The organism is Paenibacillus sp. P13VS, assembly GCF_015143645.1.
Lineage (GTDB): Bacteria > Bacillota > Bacilli > Paenibacillales > Paenibacillaceae > Paenibacillus > Paenibacillus xylanilyticus_A.
Genome location: NZ_WYEV01000013.1, coordinates 113,445 through 126,068 on the forward strand (window position 1 = coordinate 113,445; position 12,624 = coordinate 126,068).

A 12,624-nucleotide genomic window follows, 5' to 3' on the forward strand; every position below is an offset into this window, starting at 1 on the left:
GAATATGTGATCTGACCCATAATATTATCAACAGCCTGTGGATAAAGTTGTGAACAATTTTCCGTTGTTCATTCTTTTTTTGTTTTCGACCTGCGGGGGTTTGGGGATAAATTCCGGCAATATATCTCGTATTTCGACACTGCATCATGGCTTAAGCCACACTTGGAACATGTAAAAGGAGTGACAGTCTGTGGACAGCCATACTTCTGATTTATGGCAGCAAATTTTATCAATCATACAAAACAAGCTCAGCAAACCCAGCTTCGATACCTGGTTCAAAGCAACCAAAGCAACGAAGCTGAATGACAGTTCTATTGTCATTTCCGCGCCGACTACGTTTGCCGTCGAATGGCTGGAGAGCCGTTACACCAAATTGGTAGGCTCGACAGTATATGAACTGCTAGGCAAGCAAGTCGATGTGAAATTTGTCATCGAAGAGAACAAGCCTGCTGAACCGGATCCGCAGCTGCCGGCGCCAACGCCTACGGTAGTTCAGGAAGAAGCGGTTCTCAGCATGCTGAATCCCAAATATACATTCGATACATTTGTCATTGGACCAGGCAACCGCTTTGCCCATGCCGCATCGCTGGCGGTCGCTGAAGCGCCCGCCAAAGCATACAATCCTTTGTTTTTATACGGGGGAGTTGGACTCGGCAAAACCCACTTGATGCATGCCATTGGCCATTACGTTTTGGAGCATGATCCGGGGAGCAAGGTTGTTTATTTGTCATCTGAGAAATTCACGAACGAATTCATTAACTCCATCCGTGACAACCGCGGGGAGAGCTTCCGAAACAAGTACCGGAATGTCGATATTCTGCTTATAGATGATATTCAGTTTTTGGCGGGAAAAGAATCAACACAAGAGGAATTTTTCCATACGTTTAATGCGCTGCATGAGGAACGGAAACAGATCATTATCTCCAGCGACAGACCACCGAAGGAAATTCCGACTCTGGAAGAGCGGCTTCGTTCCCGCTTTGAATGGGGACTCATTACGGATATCCAGCCTCCGGATCTCGAGACACGGATCGCCATTTTGCGGAAAAAGGCGCGTGCGGAAAACCTCGATATTCCTAACGAAGCAATGATGTACATCGCCAACCAGATCGATACCAATATTCGTGAACTGGAAGGCGCACTAATTCGGGTGGTTGCCTACTCTTCACTGACGAATCAAGACGTTACGACTCATCTGGCTGCAGAAGCATTGAAGGATATCATTCCTTCCAGCCGTCCTAAAATGATCACTATTCAAGACATCCAACAAAAGGTCGGCGAGTATTACAGCCTTAAGCTTGAAGATTTCAAAGCACGGAAGCGGACCAAAGCCGTTGCTTTCCCTAGACAGATTGCCATGTATCTATCGCGTGAACTAACCGATTTCTCCCTGCCCAAAATTGGGGAAGCCTTCGGAGGACGAGATCATACGACGGTGATTCATGCGCACGAAAAAATCTCCCAATCGATCAAATCCGATCAGGAGCTCTACAAAGTTATCAACAACTTAACCGAAAAAATTAAGAATCCAACCTGAACAAGTCCCAAGCCTATGCACAACGTGTACACATGTGGATAGGCTTAATTTTATGGGTTTGTACCCACTTATCCACATATTCAGTGCCCCTATTACTATTATTACTAAAAAGATCTAAAAGATATCATCTCCAAATACGCCGTTTAAAGCTCGGCCTTCGGCCTTTTGTTTAACACCTTTCAATACCCAAACAGCCAAAAAATCCGCTAGGAGTGAAACCATGAAAATCAGCATAATGAAAAGCTACTTGAACGAATCCATCCAGCATGTATCCAAAGCCATCTCCAGCCGTACCACAATCCCTATCTTGAGCGGGATCAAATTCGACGTTAATCATCAAGGTGTGACGTTGACAGCAAGTGACACGGATATATCGATTCAATCCTTTATCCCGCTTGAAGAGGGAGATAAAAGCGTAGTTCAGGTTGAACAACCAGGTAGTGTTGTACTGCCAGCCAAGTTTTTTGTCGAGATCATCAAGAAACTGCCTTCCCAGGAAATCCACATGGAGGTCAAAGACAATTTCAACACCTTCATCTCGGCAGGTGCTACCGAAATTCAGCTCGTAGGTTTGGATCCGGAGGAATTCCCGGTATTGCCAAGCATTGAAGAGAACCAAACGGTATCCATTCCAGGTGATCTGCTCAAAAACATGGTGAAACAAACGGTATTCTCCATTTCCACCCATGAGACAACTCCAATCCTGACAGGTGTACTCTGGAGCCTTGCTGACAATGAGTTGAAATTTGTGGCAACAGACCGCCACCGTCTTGCTACTCGTTCAGCAATGCTGGATAATGCAGAGGGAGTGCGTTTCAACAATGTCGTCATTTCGGGTAAAACGCTGAACGAACTCAGCAAAATCGTGCCTGATCAAAATACGCTTGTGGATATCGTAGTCGCTGACAACCAGGTCCTGTTCAAAATTGACCGTGTCCTGTTCTATTCACGCATTTTGGACGGAACATATCCGGATACTTCTAGAATTATTCCGACTTCGTACAAAACAGAACTTGTTTTGGATACAAAAAAATTAAGTGAGTCGATTGACCGGGCTTATTTGCTGTCGCGTGAAGAGAAAACCAACATTGTGCGCATGCAGACGATGGAATCCGGAACGATCGAAATTTCATCAAGCTCTTCTGAGCTGGGAAAAGTAAGAGAAGAAATTGAACCGGCCGAATTTACCGGTGATCCGCTGAAAATCTCGTTCAACTCCAAATATATGCTGGATGTGCTGAAAGTGGTGGAGAGTGAGCAGCTAATGATCGCTTTTACCGGCGTCATGAGCCCGATCATTTTGAAACCGCTGGATGACAGTCACAGCCTTTACGTCATCTTGCCGTACCGGACGACCAACTAACGAAAGGAAGATTCCAGTGAACCGAGTAACGATTCGTACGGAATATATTAAGCTTGACCAATTTTTGAAACTGGCAGATTGCATTCCGACCGGAGGCATGGCCAAAGCCCTGCTTCAGGAAGGACTTGTACGTGTGAATAAAGAGCCAGAGGAACGCCGGGGACGCAAGTTATACCCTGGGGATATCGTTGAGGTGGACGGAGAAGGCGCGTTCGAAGTTGCCGCAGAATAAACAGTTTGATCCCTGCTGCCTCCTGACGGACGGGATAAAAGGGAGGTTAACCGCTTGTTTGTCAACAGCATTGATCTGCAGCAGTTCCGCAATTATGAACATCTGAAGCTGGAATCTTTCGGTCCAGTGAATCTGTTAATCGGGCAAAATGCCCAAGGGAAGACCAATCTTGCAGAGGCCATCTTTGTGCTTGCGCTCACCAAGAGCCACCGTACATCCCGCGACAAGGAGCTGATTCGTTTCGGTGAGGAACGTGCCAGACTTGCAGCAGAAGTCGACAAAAAGTATGGAACCGTCAATTTGGAGCTGTCTTTGTCGCAACAAGGGAAGAAGGCCAAGATCAACGGGCTTGAGCAGCGAAAGTTAAGTGATTTTGTCGGTGCACTCAATGTAGTCATGTTTGCACCGGAGGATCTGGAGATTGTCAAAGGCACACCGGGGGTACGCCGCCGGTTTCTTGACATGGAGATCGGCCAGGTGGCACCAGGCTACCTGTACCATCTTCAGCAGTATCAGAAAGTGCTCGTCCAGCGAAACAATCTGCTGAAACAGTTATGGGGCAAGGATGCTTCTGCCCAGACGATGCTGGAGATCTGGAATGAACAGCTGGCTGAACATGGTGTTAAAATCGTCAAAAAAAGGAAACAATTCATAAAGAAACTGCAAAAGTGGGCTGAAACCATTCATCAGGGGATCACCGGAGGCGGGGAAGTGCTGCGTCTGGCCTATCTTCCATCCTTCAGCGAAGCCGCTGAGGAAGATGAAGCTGTTTTAATGGACCAATTTATGATAAAATTATCACAAATGAAAGAGCAGGAGATTCGCCGGGGCACAACCCTTAGTGGGCCGCACCGGGATGACCTGTCCTTTTTCATTAACGACCGGGAAGTACAAACGTATGGTTCGCAGGGGCAGCAGCGCACAACGGCGTTGTCCCTTAAACTTGCGGAGATTGAACTGATCCACGAAGAAATCGGAGAATATCCGGTCCTGCTGCTTGACGATGTGTTGTCCGAGCTGGATCCTTTTCGTCAGACGCAGCTGATCGAAACGTTCCAGAGCAAGGTGCAAACCTTTATTACAGCTACGGGAATCGAGAGCCTGAACGTTGACAAGCTCAAAGATGCCAGTATTTATCATGTTCATGCCGGACAGGTTGAACGCTAAGGAGTGAGGGGACATGTACATTCATCTGGGCGGCGAGAAAATTATCCGTTCTTCCGAATTGGTCGCTATTTTTGATATATCGATTGAAAAATCCTCTAAAATCTCCAAGCAGTATGTCACGCATGCCGAGCAGGAAAAAACAGTGGAACGCATCGGTGAAGAGGAAGCCAAGTCTATTGTCGTGACCAAGAATATCGTGTACTATTCACCTATTTCCTCAGCCACGCTTAAGAAGCGGGCTCACATTTTTCCTGATCTTTAGAGCTCTACAGGTAGGGTATAGTATGCCTTCTGCTGCTTGTCTTTAGTTTGGACTACTTGCTGAAACGAAGCAAAGATGATCATTCAGCATGCATTCTTAGTTAACGCATATTTACGATATTGAATCTATAGAAGTAGGTGAAAGGCATGTCTATGAATCAACCGTCATATGATGCGAATGAAATTCAAGTCCTTGAAGGACTGGAAGCCGTACGGAAGCGTCCGGGGATGTATATCGGTTCCACCAGTGCCAAAGGTCTGCATCATCTGGTCTGGGAAGTAGTGGACAACAGTATCGATGAGGCGCTTGCGGGTTACTGTGACCATATTGAGATCAGTATTCACGAAGATAACAGCGTCACTGTCGTCGATAACGGACGGGGTATCCCTGTCGGCGAGCATGCCAAAATGAAACGTCCTGCACTAGAGGTTGTTATGACCGTGCTCCATGCAGGCGGTAAATTTGGCGGCGGCGGATACAAGGTATCCGGTGGTTTGCACGGGGTCGGTGTCTCTGTTGTGAATGCCCTCTCCGAAAAAGTAGTCGTTACCGTTAAACGTGACGGACATGTGTATCAACAGGAATACCGCCGTGGTGCGCCGCAGTATGACCTGAAAACACTGGGAACAACGGATGAAACGGGAACAACGGTTACGTTCCACCCGGACCCGGAGATTTTTACGGAGACCACAGTATATGATTACGAAACGTTGCTTACTCGTGTGCGTGAGCTCGCATTCCTCAACAAGGGTATTGGTCTTACGCTGACAGATGAGCGCACAGGTGCAACGAACTCGTTTATGTACGAAGGGGGTATCATCGAATACGTCTCCTTCCTGAACCAAAAGCGTGAAGTATTGCATGAAACTCCGATCTACGTTGAAGGCTCCAGAGATAATATCCAGGTGGAAGTTGCCCTGCAATACAATGACAACTACACCGAGAATATTTATTCATTTGCCAACAACATCAATACGCATGAGGGTGGAACGCATGAATCGGGCTTCAAGAGTGCATTGACACGGATCATTAATGACTATGCCCGCAAAGCGGGTGTAATCAAGGACAGCACAGGTAACTTGTCCGGGGATGACGTACGTGAAGGTCTTACGGCTATTATCTCCGTCAAGATTCCTGAGCCGCAGTTTGAAGGACAGACCAAGACGAAGCTGGGTAACAGCGAAGTGCGCGGAATTGTCGAGTCCCTGTTTGCCGAGAAGCTTCAGGAGTTCCTGGAAGAGAATCCTTCGGTATCCCGCCGCATTCTGGAAAAGGGATTGCAGGCTGCTCGTGCACGTGAAGCGGCACGTAAGGCCCGGGAATTGACAAGACGTAAGGGTGCACTTGAAGTGAGCTCCCTGCCAGGTAAACTGGCTGACTGCTCCTCCAAGGACGCTTCGATCAGTGAACTGTACATCGTCGAAGGTGACTCTGCAGGAGGTTCTGCGAAGCAGGGTCGTGACCGTCATTTCCAGGCGATCCTGCCGCTGCGCGGTAAAATTCTGAACGTAGAAAAAGCCCGTCTGGACCGAATTCTCGGTAACGCAGAGATCAGAGCGATCATCACTGCAATGGGTACGGGGATTGGCGATGACTTCGATATTTCGAAAGCCCGTTATCACAAAATCATTTTGATGACCGATGCGGATGTCGATGGTGCTCATATCCGGACCCTGCTGCTGACATTCCTGTATCGTTACATGCGCAAAATTATTGAGGCAGGCTATGTGTACATTGCACAACCGCCATTGTTCAAAATTGAGCGCAACAAAGTGATTCGTTATGCCGGCTCCGAGAAGGAACGTGATGAAATTATTGCGAGTCTCGGTGAAAATGCCAAGTTTAACGTCCAACGTTACAAAGGTCTTGGCGAGATGAATGCCGGACAACTGTGGGAAACCACGATGGACCCTGAAAGCCGGACGATGCTGCAAGTATCGATCAGTGATGCAATGCTTGCGGACGCGATGTTTGACACTCTGATGGGAGATAATGTTGAACCTCGTCGTGACTTTATTCAGGAAAATGCAAAATATGTGAAAAACCTCGATATCTGATGATACGGGAAGAGGCGCCTGCTGGGCGCCTTTTTACTTTCGCGGGCCATGGAAACTGTGATTCCAAAAATTAGCGTGCCCGACTTTTCACTTTAGAAGAGGAAGCTTGTGGTTTGGCAGCATGACGTGATGTTTTCTTTTTTTTGGAGGGCAGCCTGCCGTAGGCAATTGCATAACGTTTAATCCTGCGATAGGCCTCTTTGTCAGGCAGTAAGCCAAAGGCATAGATACCAGGCAGTGTGTTGACCTCCAGGATCCAGGGGCGGCCTGTTTCATCGAGGGCAATATCAATACCGATCTCTTTGAGTCTTGGAAATGACTTTTGCAGCTGAACAGCAGTATGAATACCGAGTCGGTAAAGCTCGCTGCGCAGCTTCTGTAATCCGGTTGCTTGGAGATGGGGGAGAACCAGCTCTTCGAATGTGGCCAGCCGTCCGCCACCGTGAATATTGGTTATGATTTTGCCCGGTGCAGCAATTCTGCCGAGAATGCCCGTCGTCTCCCAGTTGTTCTTCAGATTCTTTTGCGTGAGCACGCGTAAGTCAAATGGCAGATCTTCGTGTTTGAGGAGAGGGATGCCCTGCTGAATAAGGTAAAGGTGTCCCTGAATTCGCTCTTCCAGAGCTTGATGGAGCTCATCAAGAGTCGGATAAAACTCCTGTTTCGTGCCATATTGGAGCTCATAGGTTGTAACCTGGTGTGAGGAAGTCTCCAGATCCTGTGAGCTGGACTCGGCAAGGGGCGATTCGGCAGTAATGTCCTCCTCTTCATTGGAGTGATCAGAGGTTGGAGGTTCACTGAAGGTGTGGACTGTTTTTACTCGCATTACCCCATTACCGTAGGTTCCGTGGTCAGGCTTAATATAATTGAGCTCAAACAGTTCGGTCATCCGTTCAAGAGTTTGGCGATCGTACTGCCTTGTGACAGGGATATATTCATTCACAGTACGGCTGCGCTGCAGCACCACTGTTTTGGTCCATTTGCTGGAGACACGCTGGATACTCAAGAAGCCACCAGTCCTTTCTTGTTTTTATCAGAGTTCCCTAAGAGCAGCAGTACGGAGAAATCAAAGGACAAGAGATGATATCAGTGGTATAATAGAGAAATATGACGTTTTGTGCGTTTGGCTGCACAATTGTTAGTTTGGACGTAGAACGGGAACGGCACCAGCCTTAATACACGCAGTACATATGCCGCTTTTCTAGCATTGTATGTGTAAACGGAGAGGAAGGCAGGGCTAATCCCCAGACTGCTCAAAGTTCCCGGAAGAAAGGCTATTACCCAGCAGACGTTTAATTGTGTAACTTTTGTGAAAGTAATATAATAAAGAGTAGCGTTGTTGCGCGGTTTTAGCCTTGTTAGGCTTTTCACATATACTATTTTAATGACTGAATGGAACGTTTGTTGAAGGACAAGAAGGAGGTCCAGCATGGCGGAAGAAATGAACTCGCAGATTAAAGATCGGGATATTGGCGTCGAGATGCGTGAATCGTTTATGGATTATGCGATGAGCATCATTGTTAGCCGTGCCCTGCCTGACGTACGTGACGGATTGAAGCCGGTTCACCGGCGTATTTTGTACGCAATGTCAGAGCTAGGCATGACACCCGATAAACCACATAAAAAATCAGCCAGAATCGTCGGCGAAGTTATCGGTAAGTATCACCCGCACGGTGACTCTGCCGTATACGAAACGATGGTACGGATGGCACAGGATTTCTCCCTGCGTTACATGCATGTTGATGGACATGGTAACTTTGGATCCGTCGATGGCGACATGGCGGCAGCCATGCGTTATACGGAGGCACGTTTGTCCAAGATTGCTATGGAGATGCTTAGAGACATCAACAAGGATACGATCGATTTCCAACCGAACTATGACGGTGAAGAGAGCGAACCCGTTGTTTTACCTGCTCGTTTTCCTAACTTGCTTGTCAATGGTGTCGGCGGGATTGCGGTAGGTATGGCAACGAACATCCCTCCTCATAATCTGGGAGAGGTGATTGACGGCGTTCAGGCCATGATCAAAAATCCGGATATTACATCCATGGAATTGATGGATTACATTCATGGTCCAGACTTCCCAACAGCAGGTTATATTCTGGGACGCTCCGGTATTCGTCAGGCTTACCAGACAGGCCGCGGCTCTGTTACAATGCGGGCCAAAACGAACATCGAGGAAAATAACAACAAGGCACGTATCGTTGTTACCGAGATTCCTTACCAGGTCAATAAGGCAAGACTGGTGGAGAAGATTGCTGAGTTGGTTCGCGACAAAAAAATTGATGGTATTACGGATCTTCGGGATGAATCCGACCGTACCGGCATGCGCATTGTCATTGAGCTTCGCAGAGATGTGAACCCGGGTGTTGTACTGAATAATCTGTACAAGCACACGGCAATGCAGTCCACTTTCGGCATCAATATGCTTGCAATTGTGAATAAGGAGCCCAAAATCCTGAATCTGCGCGAAGTGTTGTACCACTACCTGCAGCATCAGATTGAGGTTATTCGCAGACGTACACAATTCGAATTGAGAAAAGCGGAAGCCCGTGCACATATTTTGGAAGGTTTGCGCATTGCACTGGATCATATCGATGAGATTATTGCATTGATTCGTTCCTCCAGCAATACAGATGCAGCCAGAGAAGGGTTGATTGAGCGGTTCTCGCTTAGTCATGATCAGGCTCAAGCGATTCTGGATATGCGTTTGCAGCGCCTTACAGGACTGGAACGGGAACGCATTGAAAATGAATATAACGAGCTTATGGTCAAAATTGCGGAGTATCGCGAGATTCTGGCCAATGAGCATCTGGTACTCGAAATTATCAGTGAAGAGCTGCAAGAAATTCGTGAGCGCTTTGGTGATGATCGCCGTACAGAGATCACTATTGGGGAAGAAAGCATCCTGGATGAGGATCTGATTCCGCGTGAAGAGGTTATTATCACCATTACACACACGGGCTATGTGAAGCGTCTGCCGGTATCAACATACCGCAGTCAGAAGCGTGGCGGACGTGGCGTCGTGGGCATGGATACCAAGGATACCGACTTTGTCGAGCATCTATTTGTAACCAACTCTCACAACTACCTCATGTTCTTTACGGACAAGGGTAAGGTATACCGTCTAAAAGCTTATGAGATCCCAGAGCTTGGACGTACAGCTCGTGGAACACCGATTATCAACCTGATTCAGATTGAACAGGGAGAATCGGTTAACGCCGTGATTCCGGTGCAGGAATTCGAGAGCGACAAGTATCTGTTCTTCGCCACCCGTCAGGGTGTAGTGAAGAAGACACCGCTTGAGGATTATACCAATATCCGCAAAGGTGGTCTGATCGGTATCTCCTTGCGTGATGACGATGCTCTCATAGAGGTTAAACTCACAGATGGTCAGCAAGAGATCATCATGGGTACTTCAAACGGAATGTCTATTCGTTTCTCCGAAGGTAATGTTCGTTCCATGGGACGAAGTGCAACCGGGGTAAAAGGGATCACGCTGGATGAGGGCGATGTTGTCATTGGTATGGACGTTGTCGATCAGGAACTTGATGTTCTGATTGTTACAGCGAAAGGTTACGGTAAACGTACCCCTGTCAGCGATTATCGTATGCAGACTCGTGGCGGTAAAGGGATTAAAACCATTAACGTTACAGAGAAGAATGGTGCGGTAGTCAGTCTCAAAATGGTTAAAACGGAAGAGGATCTGATGATTATCACGTCGAGTGGTACATTGATCCGTATGAGCATGGAGGGCATCTCCACGATGGGTCGTTATACGCAAGGTGTGAAGCTGATCCATATTCGTGATGAAGATGCTGTAGCCACAGTCAGCCGGATTGACAAAAATGAAGAAGAACCAGATGAAGAGCTGCTGGAAGGACTGGAAGCAGGAGATACAGAAGGTACTGCAGTCAGCCCAAGTGAAGACGCAGGTATAGAGGCGGAAGCTGAAGGCGACGACTCTGATTCTGAGGTTTAAAATACCTTTACAGCATGACCCAGTCATGAAGTAGTGGAAGTTAGATATGAAGAAAAGAGGGGTTCCCAAACGGGAGCTCCTTTTTTTATAGTCTCTCCTTGTTATAAAAATATAGGAATATAGGATGTACAGCCTGATTTATGAGTAATATAATGGGAAATATCGTGAAAACCGGGACTATAGTCTTGTTTACCATTGAAAAGAACGAAGAGTGAGGAGAATTAACATGGGATTAATAACCCTGTCTGAAGTCAAACCTGGCCTAAAACTGGGGAATGATGTACATACGGTGCGTGGTAACGTTCTTTTTCAGAAAGGCAAGGTTATTCTGCCTAAGGATGTAGAAGTGCTAAGAGCCTTTATGATTCACCAGATTGATATCGAACAGGAAAGAGTAGGAACGAATGGTGCCGGTACTAAGGCGGCCGCTTCAACAAGCGGTGAGAAAAATGGGGAGCAGACTGGTAAAGGCAGCATTGCCGTATCATCCCCTGCCGTATCCTCCCTACACGAAGAGTATGAGAAGATGGTGGGATTGACCAGGAACGCCTTTCAATCCTCCCTGGCAGCTGAATTACCTGTTTATGAGCTGCGCACTCAGCTCGAAGCCTTGTTTGTACATCTCAAACAATATAATGTACTGACTTTTAGTCCAAGAGTGATGCAGGAGCATGATTACGTTTATCATCATGCTGTACTGAGTGCAATGACCTCGTATCAGTTGGCTCAGTGGATAGAATTACCCTCCAAGGACTGGATGCAGGTTGCTTTTGCAGGATTGTTCCATGATATCGGTAACAGCAAAGTAGATCCACAAATTCTCCATAAACCTACGGCACTAACTGCTTCTGAACAGGAAGAGATCCGACAACATACGAAGTATGGCTACCAGGTTCTGAAACAAGCTAAGGCCATCAATGAGGGAGCAAGGCTGGCAGCTCTTCAGCATCATGAGAAAGTGGATGGTTCAGGTTACCCATTACAGCTGAGCGGCACGCAGATCCATATCTATGCCAAAATCGTCGCCATCGCTGATATTTTCCATGCCATGACTCTAGAGAAGATTTATCGTAAAGCACAGTCTCCATATCTCGTTTTGGAACAAATCAAAAGTGAGGCCTTTGGCAAATTGGATCCTGCCATCGTTAATGTCTTTATACAGCGTTCCACACAAATCCATAACGGCATCCGGGTTAAACTTAGCAATAACCAAATTGGTGAGATCATTTTCTCCGATCGGGATCATCCAACTCGTCCAATGGTCTCCGTAGAGGGGACAATCATTAACCTTATGCAACAGCGGCAGCTATATATCCAAGAAGTTATAGGATAAGTCTTATTCTTTATATAGGAGAGCCATTCTACTAGGAGTGGTTCTTTTCTTTTTAACTTTTTCAAAAAAGTACTTGCATAAAGAATCTGTACATGGTATATTCTAATTCCGGCCAAGAAAACACAAGATACACGGTGCGGTAAGCCAACTGAAAAGCTTCGAAAGAAACTTGAAAAAAAGTGTTTGCTAAATTGGTTCGGATGTGATAAGATATAAAAGTTGCTGAAGAGAACAACACTCGGACGCAAACGACGTTTGATCTTTGAAAACTGAACAACGAGTGAGTAAATGATCTTGCTTGCAAGATCAACAAATGAGATTTTTAATCTCGTCAGATTCAAAATGAGCTAATCGCTCTTTTCAATACTTTATTGGAGAGTTTGATCCTGGCTCAGGACGAACGCTGGCGGCATGCCTAATACATGCAAGTCGAGCGGAGTTGATAGGAAGCTTGCTTCCTTGATGCTTAGCGGCGGACGGGTGAGTAACACGTAGGCAACCTGCCCTCAAGCTTGGGACAACTACCGGAAACGGTAGCTAATACCGAATACTTGCTTCCTTCGCCTGAAGGGAGCTGGAAAGACGGAGCAATCTGTCACTTGAGGATGGGCCTGCGGCGCATTAGCTAGTTGGTGAGGTAACGGCTCACCAAGGCGACGATGCGTAGCCGACCTGAGAGGGTGATCGGCCA

Annotated in this window: 9 protein-coding genes and 1 rRNA gene; 9 read left to right on the top strand and 1 reads right to left on the bottom strand. The window is 47.0% G+C overall.

Features of this window, described 5'->3' with window-relative positions; all coding sequences use genetic code 11:
- Positions 1-190 precede the first annotated feature (190 nt).
- The 6 genes from dnaA (at position 191) to gyrB (ending at position 6,618) form a co-directional block, all read left to right on the top strand.
- Positions 191-1,537, top strand: coding sequence for a chromosomal replication initiator protein DnaA (gene dnaA, locus GUA98_RS25105; protein ID WP_095362173.1), 1,347 nt, complete (start codon positions 191-193; stop codon positions 1,535-1,537).
- A 220-nt stretch (positions 1,538-1,757) separates the two neighbouring features.
- Complete coding sequence (dnaN, locus tag GUA98_RS25110; RefSeq protein WP_127537619.1) at positions 1,758-2,900, top strand: DNA polymerase III subunit beta; 1,143 nt, start codon at positions 1,758-1,760, stop codon at positions 2,898-2,900.
- A gap of 16 nt (positions 2,901-2,916) precedes the next feature.
- Positions 2,917-3,132: a S4 domain-containing protein YaaA gene (gene yaaA, locus GUA98_RS25115; RefSeq protein WP_056697580.1), complete on the top strand. Its 216-nt coding sequence runs from the start codon at positions 2,917-2,919 to the stop codon at positions 3,130-3,132.
- 54 nt (positions 3,133-3,186) lie between these two features.
- Positions 3,187-4,299 carry a DNA replication/repair protein RecF gene (gene recF / locus GUA98_RS25120; protein WP_095293519.1) on the top strand — a complete coding sequence of 371 codons (1,113 nt, stop codon included), beginning with the start codon at positions 3,187-3,189 and terminating at the stop codon, positions 4,297-4,299.
- 13 nt (positions 4,300-4,312) lie between these two features.
- A complete protein-coding gene (remB, locus tag GUA98_RS25125; RefSeq protein WP_095293520.1) occupies positions 4,313-4,561 on the top strand; it encodes an extracellular matrix regulator RemB in 249 nt (82 codons plus the stop codon).
- A 146-nt stretch (positions 4,562-4,707) separates the two neighbouring features.
- On the top strand, positions 4,708-6,618 hold the full coding sequence (gene gyrB / locus GUA98_RS25130; RefSeq protein WP_095293521.1) for a DNA topoisomerase (ATP-hydrolyzing) subunit B: 1,911 nt from the start codon (positions 4,708-4,710) through the stop codon (positions 6,616-6,618).
- A gap of 70 nt (positions 6,619-6,688) precedes the next feature.
- Here the strand turns inward: gyrB and GUA98_RS25135 are convergent, their stop codons facing one another.
- Positions 6,689-7,624 (bottom strand): YheC/YheD family protein, encoded by a 936-nt coding sequence (locus GUA98_RS25135; RefSeq protein ID WP_193724755.1) that lies wholly within the window; start codon positions 7,622-7,624, stop codon positions 6,689-6,691.
- 423 nt (positions 7,625-8,047) lie between these two features.
- Here GUA98_RS25135 and gyrA point away from each other — a divergent pair, with 423 nt between their 5' ends.
- The 3 genes from gyrA to GUA98_RS25150 form a co-directional block, all read left to right on the top strand.
- On the top strand, positions 8,048-10,600 hold the full coding sequence (gene gyrA / locus GUA98_RS25140) for a DNA gyrase subunit A (RefSeq protein WP_154894401.1): 2,553 nt from the start codon (positions 8,048-8,050) through the stop codon (positions 10,598-10,600).
- A 226-nt stretch (positions 10,601-10,826) separates the two neighbouring features.
- The gene (locus GUA98_RS25145; RefSeq protein WP_193724756.1) at positions 10,827-11,933 is read left to right on the top strand and encodes an HD-GYP domain-containing protein; all 1,107 of its coding nucleotides are present in this window, start codon (positions 10,827-10,829) and stop codon (positions 11,931-11,933) included.
- A 368-nt stretch (positions 11,934-12,301) separates the two neighbouring features.
- A 16S ribosomal RNA gene (locus GUA98_RS25150) occupies positions 12,302-12,624 on the top strand; the annotation flags it as partial.

Bases quoted from the DNA above. Each gene is read 5' to 3' on its own strand.
- dnaN (WP_127537619.1), top strand. From the start codon at position 1,758: ATGAAAATCAGCATAATGAAAAGCTACTTGAACGAATCCATCCAGCAT.
- remB (WP_095293520.1), top strand. From the start codon at position 4,313: ATGTACATTCATCTGGGCGGCGAGAAAATTATCCGTTCTTCCGAATTG.
- gyrB (WP_095293521.1), top strand. From the start codon at position 4,708: ATGTCTATGAATCAACCGTCATATGATGCGAATGAAATTCAAGTCCTT.
- gyrA (WP_154894401.1), top strand. From the start codon at position 8,048: ATGGCGGAAGAAATGAACTCGCAGATTAAAGATCGGGATATTGGCGTC.
- GUA98_RS25145 (WP_193724756.1), top strand. From the start codon at position 10,827: ATGGGATTAATAACCCTGTCTGAAGTCAAACCTGGCCTAAAACTGGGG.